The sequence below is a fragment of the Streptomyces sp. R33 genome (assembly GCF_041200175.1).
Lineage (GTDB): Bacteria > Actinomycetota > Actinomycetes > Streptomycetales > Streptomycetaceae > Streptomyces > Streptomyces katrae_B.
In genome coordinates, this window is record NZ_CP165727.1 from 5,001,949 (window position 1) to 5,020,623 (window position 18,675).

General features: G+C 73.2%; 16 protein-coding genes. 7 read left to right on the forward strand and 9 right to left on the reverse strand.

Going from position 1 to position 18,675, the window contains the following annotated elements; translation table 11 throughout:
- The first annotated feature begins 288 nt into the window (after nucleotides 1-288).
- The 3 genes from AB5J51_RS22990 (at nucleotide 289) to AB5J51_RS23000 (ending at nucleotide 4,377) form a co-directional block, all read left to right on the forward strand.
- Nucleotides 289-1,089, forward strand: a complete 801-nt coding sequence (locus tag AB5J51_RS22990; RefSeq protein ID WP_053790588.1) for a VOC family protein — start codon at nucleotides 289-291, stop codon at nucleotides 1,087-1,089.
- Between the two features lie 310 nt (nucleotides 1,090-1,399).
- Nucleotides 1,400-3,826 (forward strand): serine/threonine-protein kinase, encoded by a 2,427-nt coding sequence (locus AB5J51_RS22995; RefSeq protein ID WP_199828192.1) that lies wholly within the window; start codon nucleotides 1,400-1,402, stop codon nucleotides 3,824-3,826.
- 56 nt (nucleotides 3,827-3,882) lie between these two features.
- Complete coding sequence (locus AB5J51_RS23000) at nucleotides 3,883-4,377, forward strand: peptidylprolyl isomerase (protein ID WP_053790589.1); 495 nt, start codon at nucleotides 3,883-3,885, stop codon at nucleotides 4,375-4,377.
- Nucleotides 4,378-4,464: 87 nt separating this feature from the next.
- Here the strand turns inward: AB5J51_RS23000 and AB5J51_RS23005 are convergent, their stop codons facing one another.
- Genes AB5J51_RS23005 through AB5J51_RS23015 form a run of 3 tightly spaced genes read right to left on the reverse strand, consistent with a single transcriptional unit; the run spans nucleotide 4,465 to nucleotide 6,822 of the window.
- Nucleotides 4,465-4,974, reverse strand: coding sequence for a hypothetical protein (locus AB5J51_RS23005; RefSeq protein ID WP_053790590.1), 510 nt, complete (start codon nucleotides 4,972-4,974; stop codon nucleotides 4,465-4,467).
- A 2-nt stretch (nucleotides 4,975-4,976) separates the two neighbouring features.
- The gene (locus tag AB5J51_RS23010) at nucleotides 4,977-5,474 is read right to left on the reverse strand and encodes a hypothetical protein (RefSeq protein ID WP_369778530.1); all 498 of its coding nucleotides are present in this window, start codon (nucleotides 5,472-5,474) and stop codon (nucleotides 4,977-4,979) included.
- 37 nt (nucleotides 5,475-5,511) lie between these two features.
- Nucleotides 5,512-6,822, reverse strand: coding sequence for a hypothetical protein (locus AB5J51_RS23015; RefSeq protein WP_053790604.1), 1,311 nt, complete (start codon nucleotides 6,820-6,822; stop codon nucleotides 5,512-5,514).
- Nucleotides 6,823-7,076: 254 nt separating this feature from the next.
- Here AB5J51_RS23015 and AB5J51_RS23020 point away from each other — a divergent pair, with 254 nt between their 5' ends.
- Nucleotides 7,077-7,559 (forward strand): hypothetical protein, encoded by a 483-nt coding sequence (locus tag AB5J51_RS23020; protein ID WP_133897716.1) that lies wholly within the window; start codon nucleotides 7,077-7,079, stop codon nucleotides 7,557-7,559.
- A gap of 48 nt (nucleotides 7,560-7,607) precedes the next feature.
- Here the strand turns inward: AB5J51_RS23020 and AB5J51_RS23025 are convergent, their stop codons facing one another.
- The 3 genes from AB5J51_RS23025 to AB5J51_RS23035 form a co-directional block, all read right to left on the reverse strand.
- Entirely contained in the window at nucleotides 7,608-8,387 is a 780-nt protein-coding gene (locus AB5J51_RS23025; protein WP_369778531.1) for an enoyl-CoA hydratase/isomerase family protein, read from the reverse strand.
- Nucleotides 8,384-8,809: a Zn-ribbon domain-containing OB-fold protein gene (locus AB5J51_RS23030; RefSeq protein ID WP_053790605.1), complete on the reverse strand. Its 426-nt coding sequence runs from the start codon at nucleotides 8,807-8,809 to the stop codon at nucleotides 8,384-8,386. The genes AB5J51_RS23025 and AB5J51_RS23030 overlap by 4 nt, the downstream gene beginning before the upstream one ends.
- 103 nt (nucleotides 8,810-8,912) lie before the next feature.
- Nucleotides 8,913-10,064 (reverse strand): lipid-transfer protein, encoded by a 1,152-nt coding sequence (locus AB5J51_RS23035; RefSeq protein ID WP_133897718.1) that lies wholly within the window; start codon nucleotides 10,062-10,064, stop codon nucleotides 8,913-8,915.
- Nucleotides 10,065-10,150: 86 nt separating this feature from the next.
- Here AB5J51_RS23035 and AB5J51_RS23040 point away from each other — a divergent pair, with 86 nt between their 5' ends.
- Nucleotides 10,151-11,764, forward strand: a complete 1,614-nt coding sequence (locus AB5J51_RS23040; RefSeq protein ID WP_369778532.1) for a FadD3 family acyl-CoA ligase — start codon at nucleotides 10,151-10,153, stop codon at nucleotides 11,762-11,764.
- Here the strand turns inward: AB5J51_RS23040 and AB5J51_RS23045 are convergent, their stop codons facing one another.
- The 3 genes from AB5J51_RS23045 to AB5J51_RS23055 all read right to left on the reverse strand — a co-directional run bounded on the left by AB5J51_RS23045 (nucleotide 11,765) and on the right by AB5J51_RS23055 (nucleotide 16,389).
- Nucleotides 11,765-12,493 carry a class I SAM-dependent methyltransferase gene (locus AB5J51_RS23045; protein ID WP_369778533.1) on the reverse strand — a complete coding sequence of 243 codons (729 nt, stop codon included), beginning with the start codon at nucleotides 12,491-12,493 and terminating at the stop codon, nucleotides 11,765-11,767.
- 264 nt (nucleotides 12,494-12,757) lie between these two features.
- Nucleotides 12,758-12,985, reverse strand: a complete 228-nt coding sequence (locus AB5J51_RS23050; RefSeq protein ID WP_053790598.1) for a hypothetical protein — start codon at nucleotides 12,983-12,985, stop codon at nucleotides 12,758-12,760.
- A gap of 173 nt (nucleotides 12,986-13,158) precedes the next feature.
- Nucleotides 13,159-16,389 (reverse strand): BTAD domain-containing putative transcriptional regulator, encoded by a 3,231-nt coding sequence (locus tag AB5J51_RS23055; protein WP_369778534.1) that lies wholly within the window; start codon nucleotides 16,387-16,389, stop codon nucleotides 13,159-13,161.
- Between the two features lie 143 nt (nucleotides 16,390-16,532).
- Here AB5J51_RS23055 and AB5J51_RS23060 point away from each other — a divergent pair, with 143 nt between their 5' ends.
- Together AB5J51_RS23060 and AB5J51_RS23065 are read left to right on the forward strand one after the other, a co-directional pair.
- The gene (locus tag AB5J51_RS23060; RefSeq protein ID WP_053790600.1) at nucleotides 16,533-17,753 is read left to right on the forward strand and encodes an amidohydrolase family protein; all 1,221 of its coding nucleotides are present in this window, start codon (nucleotides 16,533-16,535) and stop codon (nucleotides 17,751-17,753) included.
- Nucleotides 17,754-17,798: 45 nt separating this feature from the next.
- Nucleotides 17,799-18,662 carry a serine protease gene (locus AB5J51_RS23065; protein ID WP_136225640.1) on the forward strand — a complete coding sequence of 288 codons (864 nt, stop codon included), beginning with the start codon at nucleotides 17,799-17,801 and terminating at the stop codon, nucleotides 18,660-18,662.
- Nucleotides 18,663-18,675 lie beyond the last annotated feature (13 nt).

Sequence of the window (18,675 nt, forward strand, 5' to 3'; positions counted from 1 at the left end):
CCCCGGGCCCTGCCAGGGGGCCGTTTCCGGTCGGGGCCCGGCCCGGTTCCGCTCGGAATCCGGGCGGGCGGGGCTCCGGGGAGGTGTCGGTTCCGGGTGCGTGGCGGGCGGATCCCGGGTGGATCCGGGGCGGATCCGGTGCGAAATCCGGGCGGACGCCCGCCCGGGTGACCCGCCCGCTTCCTCTCGGTATCCCCCGATTAGTCTTATCAACAGGCTGTGGACAAGTTTTCGGGCAGATCATGGCTGAGGGGCACGGGGCAAGGGCACGACGGAAGGAAACGGGCCATGGCCGCATTCGCGGAGGGCACACCCTGCTGGGTGGACGCCTCGCTTCCGGACGTCGAGGCGGGCAAGCGCTTCTACGGTGAGCTCTTCGGGTGGACCTTCGGCGGCAGCGCCGGCCCCGAGTACGGCGGCTACACCCAGGCCTACAGCCGCGGGCGCAACGTCGCCGCCCTCGCCCCCAAACCCGACGGCCGCATGCCCACCGTCTGGGGGATCTACCTCCACACCTCCGACGCCTACGCGTGCGCCGCCCGCATCCGCGCCTCCGGCGGCCAGATGGTCATGGACCCCCAGCCGGTGGGCCCGTACGGCGCCGCCGCGCTCGCCGCCGACCCCGGCGGGGCCGTCTTCGGCCTGTGGCAGCCCGGCACCCACGACGGCTTCGAGGCCCAGCAGGAGCCCTACACGTACTGCTGGAGCGAGGTCTACACGCGGGCCCGCGACGCGGTCGACGTGTTCTACGCCAACGTCTTCGGCTACGTCCCCGAGGACCAGGACGACGCGGGCACGGGCGTCGAGTACCGCCTGTGGTCCCCGCCCGGCAGCCGGCCCGGCGCGGAGACCGCCGTGATGGGGCGCAGCCTGATCACGGACGCGTTCCCGGAGATCATGCCGGCGCACTTCCTCGTGTACTTCGCCGTCCCGGACTGCGACGAGTCCGTCGCGACGGTCAAGCGGCTCGGCGGCCGCGTCACCGCCGACCCCTTCGACACGCCGTACGGGCGGATCGCGGTCGTCGCCGACAACCAGGGCGCGGTGTTCGCGCTGCTCTCGGAGACCCGCTCCGGGCGGATGGAGTAGCGGCCGCCGTACGGGACCGCCGTACGGGACCGCCGTACGGGACCGCCGTACGGGACCGCCGGGCGGTCGGGCCGCCCCCGGGCCGTACGCGGTGCGCCCGTACGTCTGCCGTCCGTCGTCCGTCCGCCGTACGCCGGGCCGCCCCGCCCGGACTGTGACGACACGGCTCCGGCGCGGGCCTGACAGAATCGGGGTTGCGCGACCCCGGGCGGCGCCCGGGGTGAGACGCTGCACGGGGCCGACCGCCGTGCCGGCGCGCGTGCAGGTGGGAACGGGCCCGGCAAGGGCCCGTACGGGGATTGTGAGGCGAGTGGTGGAGCAGCTGACGCAGCACGACCCGAGACGGATCGGCCCCTTCGAGGTGCTGGGACGGCTCGGCGCCGGCGGCATGGGGCTGGTCTATCTCGCGCGGTCGGCATCCGGACGCCGGGTGGCGATCAAGACGGTGCGGACCGAGCTCGCCGAGGACCAGCTGTTCCGGGTCCGCTTCACCCGTGAGGTGGAGGCGGCGCGCGCCGTGTCCGGCTTCTACACCGCGGCCGTGGTCGACGCCGATCCGCGGGCCGCCGTGCCGTGGCTGGCGACCGCGTACGTCCCGGCGCCCTCCCTGGAGGAGATCGTCAACGAGTGCGGACCGATGCCGGCCCAGGCCGTACGGTGGCTCGCCGCCGGCATCGCCGAGGCCCTGCAGTCCATCCACGGCGCCGGCCTCGTCCACCGCGACCTGAAGCCGTCCAACGTGCTCGTCGTCGAGGACGGCCCGCGCGTGATCGACTTCGGCATCGCGAGCGGCGTCTCGAACACCCGCCTGACCATGACGAACGTCGCCGTCGGCACGCCCGCGTACATGTCGCCCGAGCAGGCGAAGGACTCGCGCAGCGTCAAGGGGGCCAGCGACGTCTTCTCGCTCGGGTCGACCCTGGTCTTCGCCGCGACCGGGCATCCGCCGTACCACGGGGCCAACCCGGTGGAGACGGTGTTCATGCTGCTGCGCGACGAGCCCAACCTGGAGGGGCTCCCGGACGAGCTGCGGCCGCTGATCGACTCCTGCATGCAGATGGACGCCACTCACCGCCCGACCCCGGCCGACCTGCAGGCGCAGCTCGCCCCGCACCTCTTCGACGGCGGCGACGACAGCGGTACCGCCTCGGCGTGGCTGCCGGGCCGGGCCGTCGCGATGATCGAGGCCCGGCGGGCGGGGCAGCGTACGGCGGTCGCGCCCGTTCCGGCGCCCGGCCGCCCTGCCGGGCGCGGCGCCGAAGCCGCCACGCACCGCCGGGAGCCGCGCGGCGACGCCGACCCGTGGGTGGACCCGCGGACCGGGCAGGCCCTCCCGCAGCGCCCTCAGCACCCGCCGAGGCCGACGTCCCCCGCGCCGTCCCCGGCACCCTCCGGCGAGCCGGTCCGCCTCGGGGGCTCCCCGGTGCCGATCGGGCCCGGGCCCCGCGCGAGCGCCTCGGCGCCCGCCGCGCACGCGTCCGCCGCCGACTCGGCGACCGGCTGGGTCCGCCCGCCGGGCGGTGTCGCGGTCGCCCCGCACGGCTCGGGCCCGGCCTCCTCCTCCGCGTCGGCCGTGGTGCCGTCGCCCGGCCCGGCCCCGGACAGCGGCCGCTGGCGCCCGTGGCGCTTCCGCATGTCGAACGAGGTCTGGGGGACCCCGACCGTCGCCGGAGACCTGCTCTACGTGACCTCCTTCGAGGTGCACGCCCTGGACGTGGCCAGCGGCCGCCGCCAGTTCAAGACCCGCGACGTCGCCTGGTCCATGGCCGTCGCGGACGGCCGCATCCACGCCTCCGACGGCCCCTCCCTCTACGCGCTCGACGCCTCCGACGGCTCCGAGCGCTGGCGCCTGAACACCGACGCCTGGGTGTACGCCCTGCGCGCCGACCGGGGCACGGTCGTCACCGCCACGCGCGGTGGCGGCGTACAGGCCTGGGAGGCGTCCAGCGGTCAGAAGCTGTGGGAGCTGACCGGCGCCCAGAGCGACTTCGAGACCCCCGAGGCGGCCCCCGTCCTGCACGAGGGCACGGTGTACGTGTGGCAGGACGCGCGGCTGCGCGCCCTGGACGCCCGCAGCGGCCGCGAGGCCTGGTCGTACCCGGTCGGCGACGCGGCCTCCTGCGGCAACGTCCCGGTCCGGGTCACCCCGGCCCCGGACGGCAACGTCTACATCGCCGCCGGCACCCGCGTGCTGTCCGTGGACCGGGCCTCGGGCCGGGTCCGCTGGCACTTCGAGGCCCCCGCGGTCTTCCTGGCCGCCCCGGCCTTCGCGCCCGGCGCGGCGGTCACGGGCGGCGGGGTCTACCTCGCCGACTACCTGGGCACCGTCTACGCCCTGGACGCGGCCACCGGCACCGACCGCTGGCGCATCGCCACCGAGCCGCGGCCCTCCTCGGACCCGGTGCTGGTCGCGAACGGCAACGTCCACCTGGGCGCGGGCAGCGCGCTGTACACGCTCGACGCGGTCACCGGCACCCCGAAGTGGCGGTTCGCCGCGGGCGGCGAGATCACCGGCCCGCCGGCGGTGGCGGACGGCCGCGTGCACTTCGGCTCCGCCGACCACTGCCTGTACACCCTGGACGCGGCGGGCGGCCAGCTGCGCTGGAAGCTGGCCACGGGAGGGGAGATCACGGGCGCCCCGGTGGCCGAGGCGGGCGTGGTCTACGCGTGCAGCAAGGACCGCTGCGTGTACGCCCTGGACGCCGCCAAGGGAACGGGGACCCGTACGGCCGGGTGAGGGGTTTCGGGGCCCTCCGGGTCGCGCGCAGCACCGGGAGTGACAGGATGGAGCCCATGAGCAACGTTTACTTCGACATCAACATCGACGGCCAGCCCGCCGGCCGCATCGTCTTCAACCTCTTCGACGAGGTCGTCCCGAAGACCGCCCAGAACTTCCGCGAGCTGGCCACCGGCCAGCACGGGTTCGGCTACGCGGGCTCGCCGTTCCACCGCGTCATCCCGCAGTTCATGCTGCAGGGTGGCGACTTCACCAACCAGAACGGCACCGGCGGCAAGAGCATCTTCGGTGAGAAGTTCGCCGACGAGAACTTCCAGCTGAAGCACGACCGCCCGTACCTGCTGTCGATGGCGAACGCCGGCCGCAACACCAACGGCTCGCAGTTCTTCATCACCACCGTCGTCACCCCGTGGCTGGACGGCAAGCACGTCGTCTTCGGCGAGGTCGTCGAGGGCCAGGACATCGTGGACCAGATCGAGAAGCTCGGCACCCCCTCGGGCGCCACTCGCGGCAAGATCGAGGTCGCGGCCTCGGGCGTCGTCGAGGCCTGATCCCCTCCCGCCTGAACGGGCTCGGCGGCCCCGCCCCCTCACCGGGGGCCGGGGCCGCCGCCATGTCCGCGCCGGCTCGGGTACGCGTCAGAGCGTGCGGACTCCGTGCCAGGACCAGCCCGCGGCGAGGACCGCGTTGCGCAGGGGGTCCTTCAGGTCCCGGGTGTCCAGGCGGAACGACTCGACCTTCCGGCGGCGGCCCTCGGCGTCGCGCTCGAAGGTCCACTCCTTGTGCCTGCGGCGGATCGGCCCGCGGCCGTGCTCGCGCTGGACGGTCCGGCCGGGCGGGCTGCCGGCCCGCGTCACCGCCCACTGCTCGTCCATGGCCCGTACCTCGCGCTCCGCGGGGAGCAGGCGCATCCAGACCTTGAAGGTCCGCTCCACCTGCCGGCGGCCCGGGCCGGAGCCGGTGGCGGGTTCCGTGATCTTCCAGTCCGCCACCAGGTCGGCGCCCCCGCCGCCCGTCTCGCGCACGCTGAACACCACGCCCGTGCCGTTCAGCGCGAGCAGGGCGGCCCGCAGTTCCGTGGTGGGGATCGCCGCCCGGCCGCTGTCGGCCCGTACCGTGCCCATGTACCGGTCCCAGAGACGGCCCATCGCTAGGCCCCCTCCCCGGTGTCCAGGCTCACCGTGCGCAGGAACTCCCGGAAGTCGTCCAGCAGACCGTCCTCCTGCGCCGCGGTCGAGGTCAGGACCAGCCGGATCACCGCACGCCGGTGCGGGTTCTCGAGGTCCAGTACGGCCAGGTAGACGTGGGACTGGACGAGGTCGCGGCGCACCCCGCCCGCGACGGCCGACAGGGCCACCCGCTGGGCCAGACACGGCGCGGCCTCGGAGCCGAGCTCGCGGCGGCTGGTCACCGTCACCGACTCGGCGGCCCGGCGCAGGCGCTCCACCGACTCGTCGGCCATGTCGGCCAGGGTCGCCCCGTCCGGGCGGAAGTCGCCGTCGACGGTGATGTTGGCGGTGAATCCGGCGTCCGGCTGCGGGTGCAGCGCGATGAACGCCACGCCCTGAGCGCCCACCTCGTCCGGTGGGGCGGCTCGCCAGCCGTCGGGCAGGCCGAACTCGATCGGCACCGGCAGGGTCGTGGGCATTTCAGGCCCTCCTTCCACGGGGGAGTACGTCAGTCGATCAGTCGAACCAGCTGGTGACTTCGTCCTTGACGGAGCCGGCCGTGTCGCCCACCCAGTCGGCCGCGTCGCCCGCGGCGTCCTTGACCTTGCCCGGGTCGACCGTGAACTCGCCTCCGACGGCGCCGCCGATCCCGAGGGCGAGGCCCGCCTTGCCGCCGAAGTGGTACTTGCCGTCCTCCCCCTTGCCGAGGTCCCATTTGAATTCCGCGCCCGCACCGGCCCATCCCTCGGCCGTGGCGCCGGCGCCGAGCCCGGCGACCTCCGTGCCCGCGGCGACGGCGCCCTTCTCGCCGGCGAACGCCTTGAAGCCGCCGTTGAAGCCGTCCTTGCCCAACCCGAGGCTGGCGGAGGCCTCGCCGCCCGCGAACCCCTCGAAGCGCCCGTAGCCGCCGACGACCCCGTAGTTGGCGTGCCCCTCCAGCATCGCCCGGACGCCCGCGGAAGCCTCGGCCTTGGCGGCGAGGCCCTTGTCGGTGATGCCGAAGTTGGCGCTGCCCCGCGCTCCCACGTAGATGTCGTCGAGGCCGGCGAGCGTGAGCGACCCGTTGTTGTACTCACCCTTGTACGTCATGTGGAAGAGGTCGGCGTAGAGCTTGATCGACCCTTCCTTGCCGTACTTGACGCCGGTGAGCTTCATACCGGCGTCCGGCCCGGTGATCGTGAGGCCGTCGTCGGCCTTCGGCCGCTCCGGGGGCGTCTCGTCGAGCTTCTTGGGGGCCTTGTCCAGGTCGCCCTCGGCGTAGCGGTTGAACCCGGTGAGCGATTCGTCGTCGCCCTTGCCGAGGGCGTCCCGGTTGCTGTCGATGACGGCGGCGCTGAGGGCGGTCTTGACGTTCTGGTCGAGCTCGGAGACGGCCTTCACCCGGTCGTCGATGTGCTGCTGCCACTTGCCGACGGCTTCGCTGATCGTCTTCTGGCCGTCGGGGTCGTGGTGGTAGGCGCTGCGCTCGGCGGGCGTGAGCTTCGCGTAGTCGAACGCGACGCGTCCCTGCTCGGAGACGGTCATGCCGGCGGCTATCGCGTCGTCGCGCGCGCTCTCCAGCTTCTTCTTCAGATCGGTGAACTTCTCGTGCGCGTCACGCAGCAGGCTCCCGATCGCCTTGGCCTGGGACTGCGCGGCCGTGTACTCGTAGCGGGTCGCCGCGAAGTTCGTGTGGGCGGTCTGCTGGCTGACGCCGTTCCAGCTCTCCCCGCCGAGCGTGATCTTCTGCACGGAGTCGGCGTAGCGGGTCTCGACCTTCTTCAGCTCGCCCGCCATCTCCTCCCATTTGGCGGCGGCCGTCGTCAGCAGGCCCAGGTCCGTGGTCATGACTTCGTAGTAGGTCAGCACCGGATCCCCTCACAGCTTCTACCGCGTCTTCACCTTCGACTGCGCCGCAAGGAACCGGACATGGTGCGCCTCCCCGTTGGCCGGGTTTGATCATATGCATGGCAACTGTGGACGGGCCAAGGGCCGGGTGGGCCCTCACGTTTCCTGCACGTGGCACGCCCTGCAGCCCCCGTGTCCGGGCGCGCGCGGCGGTGATAGCGTGGCCCGCCGTCGTCAGGGGAGGGGGTCGGGCCATGCCGGCCGGACGTCACATCAGGTTCACCGCGGTACTGGTCGCCGTCGTCTTCGCGCTCACGGGCTTCTCGTCCGGCCACGGCGGGCACGGCGGGAAGAGCAAGGGCAGCGGCAGCGGCGGCGGGTGCTCCAGCTCGAAGAAGAAGAGCAGCTACAACAGCAACAACAGCAGCAACAACAGCAACGGCGGCGGGAAGTCGACGCCGTCGCCCAGCAAGAGCGCCGGCCCGCCCGCGCACGCCCAGGTCGTCGACTGCGCCGGACCCGGCAGCCCGAAGGCCGTCCTCAGGGTGACCTCCGACGTGGACAAGCAACGCACGGTCGACGTCCCGCTGACCTTCGAGGGCGCGAACGGCGTCGTCGACCGGACCTCCGTCCGCGTCACGCTCAAGGCCCGCGAGACCCAGACCGTCACCGCCCCGATGGTCCACGACGACAAGGCCGCGGACGTGAAGACCTGCGTCGTCGGCCGGATCGACTAGCCGCCGCGGGGCCGGCGCTGCCGGCCCGGCCGAGGCCGCCGCCGCCGCTCAGCGCACCCGCGGCTCCGGGGCCGCCGCCCGGCGGCCGGCGAACAGGTCCGCCTGCCGCTCCGGGGAGAGGTTCCCCAGCGAGATCAGCGCCGGGGCCTGCGCCAGCGCCTGATGCAGCGCCGCCTGCTTCGCCGACCACAGGGCCCGTACGGTGCCCTGCACCGCCTCCGTCGGATACCCGGCCAGGGTCTGTGCCGCCCGCAGCGCCGCCGGGAGCAGCTCCTCGGGCGCCGTCAGCTCCGAGACCAGGCCGATCTCGTACGCCCGCTGCGCGGAGAGCCGCTCGGCCGTCCCCATCAGGGACATCCGGGCGGCCTCCCCGAACGGCATCCGCTGCGCCATGTACACGGCCTCGTACGCGCTGACCATCCCGTACGTCGTGTGCGGGTCGAAGTACGTCGCGCTCCGGGAGGAGACGATGAACTCCGACTCGCCCAGCAGGTAGAAGGCCCCGCCGCACGCCATGCCGTTGACGGCGGCGACCACCGGCTTCCACAGGTCGTTCGCCTTCGGGCCGACCGACAGCAGCGGGTCGTCGACCGAGTAGGGGGAGGCGGGCTGCGGCACGAAGACGCCGCGGTCGATGCCCGTGCAGAACGCGGCCGGTCCGGCCCCCGTCAGCACCACCGCGCGGACGGCCTCCGCGTGGCGGAACTCCCGCCACACTTCGGCCAGTTCGGCGGCCGTCGCCAGGTCGATCGCATTGTGCTTGCGCTCCCGGTCCAGCGTGACGACCGCGACCCCGCCCGCCTCGTCCCGCTCCACCCGTACCGTCACGACTTCTCCAGTACCCAGCGCGGCACGGTCATCCCGCCCGTCTCGGTGAACACCACCTGCACCCGGGCGCCGATGCGCAGCCGGGCCGGGTCCACCGAGTTCAGCGGGGCGTCGGGGGAGGCGACCAGGTTTCCGGCCAGGCGGATGTGCGGGGCGTCGGCGAGCTCCACGAGGATCACGTTGTACGGGGCCTGCGCGGCGTACGCGGGGAGCAGCGGCGGGTGGGGCCGTACGTAGGACCAGATGCGGCCGCGGCCGCTCATCGGCAGCCATTCGGAGTCGAACGACTGGCAGTGCGGGCAGCAGGGTCTGGGCGGGAAGCGGAGCCGGCCGCACGCGGTGCAGGCCTGGACGCGGAGTTCGCCCTGGGCGGCGTATTCCCAGAAGGGGGCGCCGTCCTCGTCGGGGACGGGCAGGAGCAGCTGGTCGGCGGGGGCCGGGGCAGGCGCGGGGGCAGGGGAAGGGGAAGGGTCCGTGGCCGGAGGCGTCGCCGGTGCCGGGGTCGTCGTCATGGTCGCTCGCTCCTCAGGCTCGCAGCAGGATCGCGGACGTCGGGACACCCTCGCCCGCGGTCACCAGGCAGGTCGCGGCGTCCGGCACCTGGGCGGTGGAGACGCCCCGCAGCTGCTTGACGCCCTCGTTGATCAGGTTGAAGCCGTGCACGTACGCCTCGGACAGGCCGCCGCCCCCGGTGTTGATCGGGAGCCGGCCGCCGATCTCCAGGGCCCCGCCCTCGGTGAACGCGGCGCCCTCGCCGCGCCCGCAGAAGCCGTAGCCCTCCAGGGAGAGCGGGATCAGCGGGGTGAACGCGTCGTAGATCTGGGCCACGTCCACGTCCTGCGGCCCGAAGTCGGCCTGCTTCCACAGGTGTCGGGCGGCGGTCCAGGCGGGGCCGGACAGCGGGTCGTCGTTCCAGTAGTTGACCATGCCGTGGTGCTGGGCGGGCAGCCCCTGGGCGACGGAGTGGACGTAGACGGGCTTCCGGCGGCAGTCGCGGGCCCGCTCGGCGGAAACGATCACGCAGGCCAGCGCCCCGTCGGTCTCCAGGCAGTTGTCGAAGAGGCACAGCGGGTCGCTGATCATGCGGGAGGTCATGTACATCTCGCGGGTCAGCGGGCGTTCGTACATCATCGCGGCGGGGTTCTCGTTGGCCCGGTTGCGGCAGGCCATGGCGACGTTGAAGAGGTGGTCGCGGGTGGCGCCGTACTCGTGCATGTACCGGCGGGCCAGCATGCCGATCTCGTCGGCGGGCCGCAGCAGCCCGAAGGGGCGGGTCCACTGGCCGGGGGTGGGCAGCTGGACGGCGGTGTTCTTCCAGGGGCGCGGGCCGGAGCCGCGTTTGCGCGAGCGCCAGGCGACGCCGACGCTCGCCTGCCCGGTGGCTACGGCGGCCGCGAGGTGGCCGACGGTGGCGCAGGAACCGCCGCCGCCGTAGCCGATCTTGGAGAAGAAGGTGACGTCGCCGGCGCCGATGGCTTTCGCCACCTCGACCTCATCGGTCTCCTCCATCGTGTACGAGGAGAAGGCGTCGACTTCGGAGGGCGCTATTCCGGCGTCCGCGAGTGCGGCGAGGATCGCCCGGCAGGCCAGTTCCTTCTCGGACTCGGGGAGCCGTTTGGCAAAGGCGGTCTGGCCGATCCCGACTATCGCCGTAGCGTCCTTGAGTGTTGCCGCCATCGCCACCTCCGGGGCTGCACCAGTACTGACAGCCGCGAAGGCTACAGCTAATCTGACGGATAGTCAGCTACTGGGAGGGGTGTGCGATGAGCGAAGACGTCCGGGGGGATCTGCGCTGGGGCAGCATCGCGGGACTGGTGCGCGCCGCGGCCGGGCAGTACGCCGACCGCGAGGCCGTCGTCGACGGGCGCGTCCGCATCAGCTACGCGCAGCTCGGCGAGCGCGTGGAGCGCGCCGCGGCCGCCGCCATCGCCGCCGGGATCGAACCGGGGGACCGCGTCGCCGTCTGGGCCCCCAACACCCTGGAGTGGATCGTCTCCGCACTCGGCGCCGTCTCGGCCGGCGCCGTCCTCGTCCCCCTCAACACCCGTTTCAAGGGCTCGGAGGCCGCGTACGTCCTGCGGCGCAGCCGGGCCAGGCTGCTGTTCGTCACCGGCACCTTCCTCGGCACCTCGTACGTCGCCTCCCTGCGCCGGGCCGCCTCCGAAGGGGACGGCGGCCGCGGCCCGCTGCCCGGGCTGCCGCACCTCGAACAGGTCGTCGTCCTCGCCGAGGACGCACCCCAGGACTTCCGGACCTGGAAGGACTTCCTGGCCGGCGGGGACGGCGTCGGCGCCGAGGCCGTGCGCGAGCGCGCCGAGTCGATCCGCCCCGAGGCCCCCTCCGACATCATCTTCACCTCCGGCACCACCGGCAGCCCCAAGGGCGCCGTCATCACCCACGCCCAGTCCCTGCGCTGCTACGACGTCTGGAGCGAGCTCGCCGGCCTGCGCGAGGGCGACCGCTACCTGATCGTGAACCCCTTCTTCCACACCTTCGGCTACAAGGCCGGCATCATCGCCTGCCTGATGCGCGGGGCCACGATGGTCCCGCAGCCCGTCTTCAACGTGGACACCGTCCTCGCCAACATCGCCGCCGAGCGGATCTCCGTACTCCCCGGCCCGCCCACCCTCCACCAGTCCCTCCTCGACCACCCCCAGCGCGACCAACACGACCTGTCCGCCCTCCGCCTGGTCGTCACCGGCGCCGCCGTCGTCCCGCTCCGGCTCGTCGAGCGGCTGCGCGGCGAACTGCACATCTCCACCGTGCTCACCGCGTACGGGCTCTCCGAGGCCAGTGGCATCGTCACGATGTGCCGCCGCGGCGACCCGGCCGAGGTCATCGCATCGACCTCGGGACGGGCCATCCCGGACACCCAGGTGAAGATCGCCGACCAGCACGGGTACGCCCAGATCGCCGGGACGGCGGGCGAGGTGTGGGTCCGCGGCCACCACGTCATGCAGGGCTACTTCGAGGACCCGGCCGAGACCGCCGCGGCCGTCACCCCGGACGGCTGGCTGCGCACCGGCGACGTCGGGGTCCTCGACACCGACGGCAACCTGCGCATCACCGACCGGATCAAGGACATGTTCATCGTCGGCGGGTTCAACGCCTACCCCGCCGAGATCGAGCAACTCATCGGCTTGCACCCGGACATCGCGGACGTCGCCGTCGTCGGCGTCCCCGACCCCCGCCTCGGCGAGGTCGGCAAGGCGTACGCGGTCCGCCGCCCCGGCTCCACCCTCACGGCCGACGACCTGATCGCCTGGTCGCGCCGCGAGATGGCCAACTACAAGGTCCCGCGCGAGGTCGAGTTCGTCACCGAACTCCCGCGCAACGCGAGCGGCAAGGTCCTCAAACGCGAACTCCGGGCCCGCTGATCAGGTGGCCTTCCGGGCCAGGAGGAGGCGCCAGCGGGGGGTTCCGTCGTCCCGGCGGCCGAAGGGCTCCAGCGGGAGGGTCTCCACCGTGAAGCCGGCCGCCAGCAGGTCGGCCCGGACGCCGCCCAGCGCGAAGGTCCGGTAGTACATGACGAACGGCGGCCGCCACACCGCGTTGCGCACCCGCATCGCGGCGTCGAAGCCCGCCACCGCCCACCACACGGGCGAGGTCGGCGGGATCGGCGCCCCGATCGGGAAGGCGAAGACGCCGCCCGGGCGCAACGCGGCGTGGACGCCGGAGAAGAGGGCGGGCCGCTCGGCCGGCAGGAAGTGCCCGAAGGCCCCGAAGCTGACGGCCAGGTCGTACGAGCCGGCCAGTCCGGGCGGCAGCGCCCGCGCGTCGGCCCGTACGAGGTCGATGCGCTCGTCGGGGTGCGCCCGCGCGGCCTCGGCCAGCATGCCGGCGCTCAGGTCCACCCCGGTCACCCGGTCCCGGCACAGCCGCCGCAGCATCCCCAGCCCCGCGCCGGTCCCGCAGCACACGTCCAGCCCGGCCCCGAAGGAGCCCTCGTACTGGGCGAGCGCCTCCTCCACCGCGTCGAGCATGCGGTCCGGGGTGCGGAAGGGGGTCTGGTCGAACTTGGGCGAGAGCAGGTCGTACCCGCGCTCGACGGACGAGAGGGCCTGCACGGCGAGCTCGCGGACGGTCGGTCCCTGGGAGGTGAACACGGTCCCAGCCTAATGAACCGAGGTGACGCGGGCATGCGACGGCGGCCGCGGTGGCTCCCCCTCCGGGCCACCGCGACCGCCGTCCTTGTTGTGCTCCCCCGTCGTTCGTGCTCCCCCCCGGGTCCCCCGTGACCCCGGTGGGCCGTGCTCCCCCGTCGACCGCGGCGGGTTCCCCCGAATCCCCCGCGGTCCCCCCGTTGTTCCCGGTCCCCCGTATCCCCCGTGGGACCGTCCCCCCGTCCCCCGTATCCCCCGTGGGACGTCTTACGGACGAGTACCGGACGCGTGGTTGTCCATCGCCACGATGTCCTCGCCCGAAGCCTGCTTGTCCAGCGGCTTGATCTCGATGCCGGAGGCGTGGTTGTCCATCGGCGTGATGTCGACGCCCGGTGCAAGGCTGTCGTCGAGCGGCTTGATCTCGATGCCGGACGCGTGGTTGTCCATCGGCTTGATGTCGCCGTCGTTCGGCAGGATGTTCTCGTTCGTCGTCATCGGTTCTCCTGATGGATGGGTCGGGCCCGTTCGGCGATTCCCCCGCGGACCGCCGAACGGGTGGTCCTCCAGCCGACTCTCGCGCCCCCCGACGCGGTGAGTCGATGTACCTATCGTGGCGGACGGCGATAAACGAACGATGAATGCCTCGTTCATCCGCCGATCGGCGCAGCTCAGGCCGCAATCTCCGAAGCCAGCAGAGCTTGCACCTCGGCCAGTTCGGCCGACTTCAGCTGCTTGAAGACGACCTCGGCATCCCGCCAGCACACCCGCGCCCGGTCCCGCTGCCCCAGCCTGCGCAGCGCCTTGCCCAGCACCGTCAGCACGGTCGCCCGGCGCCACTCCCCGCCGATCCCGCGCAGCGCGATGGCCTGCTCGGCGTGCGCGGCGGCCAGCGTGGGCCGGTGCGCGGCCAGGTGGGCCACGGCGAGCCGGAAGTGCGTCACGCCCTCCCACAGCGGCTGCCGGTTGTCGTGGAACAGCGACAGCGCTTCGGTGAGCTGCTCCTGCGCCTCACCGAGCCGCCCCGCCTGCGTGAGGGCGATGCCCAGCGCGTAGCGGCCGTTGGCCAGGCGCAGGGTCAGGCCCATCCGGTCGTATATGGCGATGCCCTGCTCGGCGAGGTCGATGGCGCTGCTCAGCCGGCCCAGTTCGACGTGGATCCGGGAGAGGTTGCACAGCGCGCTGGCCTCGCCGATGTGGTTGCCGTCGGCGCGGAAGTTCTCGATGGCCTCCAGCAGGTACCGCTCGCCGTCGGCGTGCCGGCCCTGGTAGAGGGCGATGATCCCGCGGTCGTTGGGCGCCCAGCAGCTGGGCAGCGGGTCGCCGGCCTCGCGGGCGAGGTCCATCGCCTGCCGGGCCTCGTCGTCGGCCTCGTCGAACCGGCCCGCGACCAGGTGGACGTTGGTGAGCGTGGTCCGGGCCCGGCCCTCCGCATGCGGGTCCTTCGCGGCGTGTGCGGCGTCGCGCAGGGCCACGGCGGCGGACTCGTACTGCTTGGAGTTGGCCCCCGACTCGGCGAGGTCCTTGGCCGCCCACAGGAGGTCGACCGCCCGGCGCAGTACGTCCGCATGCCCGGTCGAGCGCACGGAGGCCTGCCGGACGCAGGCCAGCAGCGGGTCCGCCTCGGCGTAGAGCCAGTCGAGGGCGGCGCGCGGCTCGGCGAAGCGCAGGCCGGGGTAGTGGGTGGCGGACAGGTGCGCGGGGAGCCGGTCGCCGGGGCGCTCCACCGCGTACACCGCGGAGGCGGTGGCGAGGTAGAAGTCCAGCAGCCGGTCCAGCGCGGCGTCGCGGCCGCTCGGCGGCTGCTCGTCGCGCTCGGCGCACGCACGCGCGTAGAGGCGTACGAGGTCGTGGAAGCGGTAGCGGCCGGGAGCTGCCGATTCGAGGAGGGAGCAGTCCACTAAAGCCTCGAGGAGGTCCTCGGTCTCGTGCTCGGGCCGGTCGAGTACGGCGGCTGCCGCGGCCAGCGAGATGTCGGGCCCGTCGGCGAGGCCGAGGAGGCGGAACGCGCGCTGCTGGGCGGGCTCGAGCTGGCCGTAGCCGAGCTCGAAGGTGGCCTTGACGGCGAGGTCGCCGGCCTGGAGCTCGTCGAGACGGCGGCGCTCGTCGGCGAGCTTCGCGGCGAGGACGGACACCGTCCAGGTCCGGCGCGCGGCCAGCCGGGAGGCGGCGATGCGGATGGCGAGCGGCAGGAAGCCGCAGGCGCCGACCACGTCGAGGGCGGCCTGGCGCTCGGCGCCGACCCGCTCCGCGCCCACGATCCGGGTGAACAGCTGGAGGGCCTCCTCGGGGCTCATCACGTCGAGGTCGACGAGATGGGCCCCGGCGAGGCCCGCCATGCGGACCCGGCTGGTGACGAGGGCGGCGCAGCCCGCGGTGCCCGGCAGCAGCGGGCGGACCTGGGCGGCGTCGCGGGCGTTGTCGAGCAGGACCAGGACCCGGCGGCCGTCGAGCGTGGAGCGGTACAGCGCCGCCCGCTCGGCGGCGCTGTCCGGGATGGCCGTGTCGGGGGTGCCGAGGGCGCGCAGGAAGGAGCCGAGGACGGCGACGGGCTCGGCGGGCCGCGGCTCGGTGCCCTGGAGGTCGACGTAGAGCTGGCCGTCGGGGAAGTGCGGGCGGGCGGCGTGCGCGACGTGCACGGCGAGGGTGGTCTTGCCGACACCGCCGATCCCGGCGAGCGCGGAGACGGCCATGACCTGGCCCCCGACGCCGGACAGGATCTCGCCGAGCTCGTTGACGAAGGTGGCTCGTCCGGTGAAGTCGGCGACGGTGGCGGGCAATTGGGCGGGCCTCACGTGTGCGGGCGCGGCGGCCGGGACCGGGTCTTCGGCGCAGGCGAGTTCGGCGTCCGCGCGCAGGATGCGCTGCTGGAGCGCGGAGAGTTCGGGCCGGGGGTCGACGCCGAGTTCGTCGGCGAGGAGCCGGCGGGTGTCGGCGTACACGGCGAGGGCCTCGGCCTGCCTGCCGCTGCGGTACAGGGCGAGCATGAGGAGCTCGCGCAGCCGTTCCTGCAGCGGGTGCGCGGCGGTGAGCGCGGTGAGCTCGGAAACGGCCTCGGCGTGGTGGCCGAGCTCGAGGTCGAGGTCGAGGCGGGTCTCCAGCAGCTGGAGGTGCCATTCGGCGAGCCGGGTGCGCTCGGTCTCGGCGTGCGGCCCGGGGACCCCGGCGAGGGGTTCGCCGTCCCACAGGTCGAGGGCGCGGGCGAGCAGCGTACGGGCGAGGGTGCGGTCGCCGGCGGTGCGGGCCTGTTCGGCGTCGGCGGCGAGGCTGCGGGCGATGCCGAGGTCGAGGGCGCCGGTGGGGGTGCGGATGGCGTAGCCGCCGGACTCGCTGACGAGCATGCCGGGCGCGAGGACCTTGCGCAGGCGGGAGGCGTACGTACGGATGGTGGCGAGGGCCTGCTGCGGCGGGTCCTCGCCCCAGATGGCGTCGATCAGCTCGGGCGCGGTGGCGGTACGGCCGCCGCGCAGCAGGAGCGCGGCGAGCAGGGCGCGCTGCTGCGGGGTGCCGGAGGGCAGAGCCTCGCCGCCGCGCCAGGCGCGGATGGGCCCGAGGACGGCGAAGCGGGTGCCCGTGGGCGCGGGAGCGGGGTGGGCATCGGGGGCGCTGGTCGCGTCCGGCTCGGCGGGGGTGGCGGCCGCGGTGGCGGCGGAGTCCGTGGCGGACGGCCGGGTTCCGGATGTGGCGTTGGCCGAGGCGTCGGCCGTGGCATGCGGCGTGGCGGCCGCCGTGGCGGCCGGAGCGGCCGCCGGAGTACCGGCATGGGCGCCGCGCGCGGTGTCCGGCGGGTCGGCGGGGCTGCCGGGCCGGGTCCCCGCCGTGGCGTCCGGCGCGGCAGCGGAATGGCGCCGGGCTGCCTCGGGGTGGTTCCGCTGGTGCGGGATGGCCGGTATGCCGTCCATCTGTCGTCCCCCCTGCCTTCCGTCGGTGTAAGGGCCAGTCTGCCCTGTCTTGCGCTTACCCGTCAGCCCGTGTCGGACCGATCACTTCCCAATCGCCGTCCAACTAGCTGACGGTTCGTCAGATTGACGCTACCGTGGGAGTCATGGAGACCTTCCCGAAGATCATCTCGGTGGACGACCACACGGTTGAACCTCCCCACGTCTGGCGGGACCGGCTCCCGTCCAAATACCAGGACACCGGCCCCCGGATCGTCCGCGCCCCCTTGAAGGAAATGACCTTCCTCGGCGGCAAGTTCGCCCCCGTCATGGGCGCCAAGGGGGACGACGGCCCGATCGGCGACTGGTGGGTCTACGAAGACCTGCACCGCCCCCTCACCCGGCTCGACACCGCCGTCGGCTACGACCGCGACGAGATCAAACTGGAGGTGATCACGTACGAGCAGATGCGCCCGGGGTCCTTCTCGGTTCCCGACCGCCTCGCCGACATGGACGTCAACCACGTCCAGTCGGCGCTGTGCTTCCCGACCTTCCCCCGCTTCTGCGGCCAGACCTTCACCGAGGCCAAGGACCGCGAGCTCGGGCTGCTCGGCGTACGGGCCTACAACGACTGGATGGTGGAGGAGTGGTGCGGCCCGGACGCCCGCGGCCGCCTGATCCCCCTCACCCTCATCCCGCTCTGGGACGCCCGGCTGGCCGCCGCCGAGGTCCGCCGCAACGCGGCGCGCGGCGTGCGCGCGGTCGCCTTCTCGGAGATACCGCCGCACCTCGGGCTGCCGTCCGTCCACACCGACGAGTGGGACCCGTTCCTCGAGGCGTGCAACGAGACCGGCACGGTCATCGCCATGCACATCGGCTCCTCGTCGCGCATGCCGTCCACCTCGGCGGACGCCCCGCCGGCCGTCGGCTCCACCATCACCTTCGCCAACTGCTGCTTCTCGATGGTCGACTGGCTGATGAGCGGCAAGTTCGAGCGCTTCCCGAACCTCAAGATCATGTACGCGGAGGGCCAGATCGGCTGGATCCCGTACATCCTGGAACGCGCGAACGTGGTCTGGGAGGAGAACCGGGCCTGGGGCGGTGTCGCGGACAAGGTGCACCGGCCGCCGTCGGAGCTCTTCGCGGAGCACGTCTTCGGATGTTTCTTCGACGACCCCTTCGGGCTGAAGAACCTGGACTCGATCGGCGTGGCCAACGTCCTCTACGAGACGGACTACCCGCACTCGGACTCGACGTGGCCCAAGTCCCGGGAGGTGGGGGAAGCCCAGATGTCCCACCTCGCGCCGGACGTAGTGGACCGCATCGTGCGCGGCAACGCGATCGACCTGCTCGGACTGACGCCGGAAGGCCTGTGGGCGGGCGCGTAGGCGAGAGCCCGGGGGTCCCCTTGCGGCGAAGGTGAACATCAAGGCATGCTTCGCCGGAGCAAAGTGGGAGGGGCGGTGGCGGTGGACAAGCGGACCGTGGTGACCGGGGTGTTGTGCGCGGTGGCGGCGCTGGGCGCGTCCGCTGCCATGACGAAGGTGGTGCCGGCTGCGCAGGGCGGGTCGGGCGCGCGCGTCGAGGCGGCGGCCCCGGCGAGGCCCTCGCCGAGCCCGTCTTCGCGATCGCAAGCGGCGAAGCAGCCGCAACTGAACACCTCGGGCACGCCCCGTCCGGGCAGCCCCGCCGCCTTCACCGGCGCCCTGTTCGAAGGCGGCGTGCAGGGTGACCACTTCTGCACCGCCACCGTGGTGCACAGCCCGGGGAAGAATCTGATCGTCACCGCCGGGCACTGCCTGGTCGCCGGGAAGGCCGGCGCCGGGGGAGCGGTCTTCGCACCCGCGTACGCGAACGGCGGTGCCCCGTACGGAGCCTGGACGATCGAGGAGGTCTTCGAGGACCCCCGCTGGGCCGACGGTACGGACGACGACTACGACCTCGCCTTCGCCCGCCTCGCCCCGGACGCCACGGGCCGCAACATCGAGGACGTCACGGGCGCGGCCACTCTGGACACCACGGGGCGCACGGGCGAGGAGATCACCGTCACGGGCTACCCGGCGGACCGCAAGGTCCCGCGCACGTGCACGGCATCGGCGGTCCGCGAGACCGAGACGGAACAGCGCTTCGACTGCGCGGACTTCCCGGGCGGCACGAGCGGCAGCGCCTGGCTCGCGAAGGACGGCAAGATCATCGGCATCCTGACGGGCGGTGACACGGACGACGTCTCGACGAGCACGATCCTGGGCGAGTACGCGGCGACGCTGTACGCGAAGGCGACCTCCGCGTCCCGGTGAGCCGCGGGGCCCG

What these genes read in the sequence shown, in the direction of transcription:
- AB5J51_RS22990 (WP_053790588.1), top strand. Translation starts at nt 289, where the DNA reads ATGGCCGCATTCGCGGAGGGCACACCCTGCTGGGTGGACGCCTCGCTT.
- AB5J51_RS23000 (WP_053790589.1), top strand. Translation starts at nt 3,883, where the DNA reads ATGAGCAACGTTTACTTCGACATCAACATCGACGGCCAGCCCGCCGGC.
- AB5J51_RS23005 (WP_053790590.1), bottom strand. Translation starts at nt 4,974, where the DNA reads ATGGGCCGTCTCTGGGACCGGTACATGGGCACGGTACGGGCCGACAGC.
- AB5J51_RS23010 (WP_369778530.1), bottom strand. Translation starts at nt 5,474, where the DNA reads ATGCCCACGACCCTGCCGGTGCCGATCGAGTTCGGCCTGCCCGACGGC.
- AB5J51_RS23015 (WP_053790604.1), bottom strand. Translation starts at nt 6,822, where the DNA reads ATGACCACGGACCTGGGCCTGCTGACGACGGCCGCCGCCAAATGGGAG.
- AB5J51_RS23020 (WP_133897716.1), top strand. Translation starts at nt 7,077, where the DNA reads ATGCCGGCCGGACGTCACATCAGGTTCACCGCGGTACTGGTCGCCGTC.
- AB5J51_RS23035 (WP_133897718.1), bottom strand. Translation starts at nt 10,064, where the DNA reads ATGGCGGCAACACTCAAGGACGCTACGGCGATAGTCGGGATCGGCCAG.
- AB5J51_RS23040 (WP_369778532.1), top strand. Translation starts at nt 10,151, where the DNA reads ATGAGCGAAGACGTCCGGGGGGATCTGCGCTGGGGCAGCATCGCGGGA.
- AB5J51_RS23050 (WP_053790598.1), bottom strand. Translation starts at nt 12,985, where the DNA reads ATGACGACGAACGAGAACATCCTGCCGAACGACGGCGACATCAAGCCG.
- AB5J51_RS23055 (WP_369778534.1), bottom strand. Translation starts at nt 16,389, where the DNA reads ATGGACGGCATACCGGCCATCCCGCACCAGCGGAACCACCCCGAGGCA.
- AB5J51_RS23060 (WP_053790600.1), top strand. Translation starts at nt 16,533, where the DNA reads ATGGAGACCTTCCCGAAGATCATCTCGGTGGACGACCACACGGTTGAA.
- AB5J51_RS23065 (WP_136225640.1), top strand. Translation starts at nt 17,799, where the DNA reads ATGCTTCGCCGGAGCAAAGTGGGAGGGGCGGTGGCGGTGGACAAGCGG.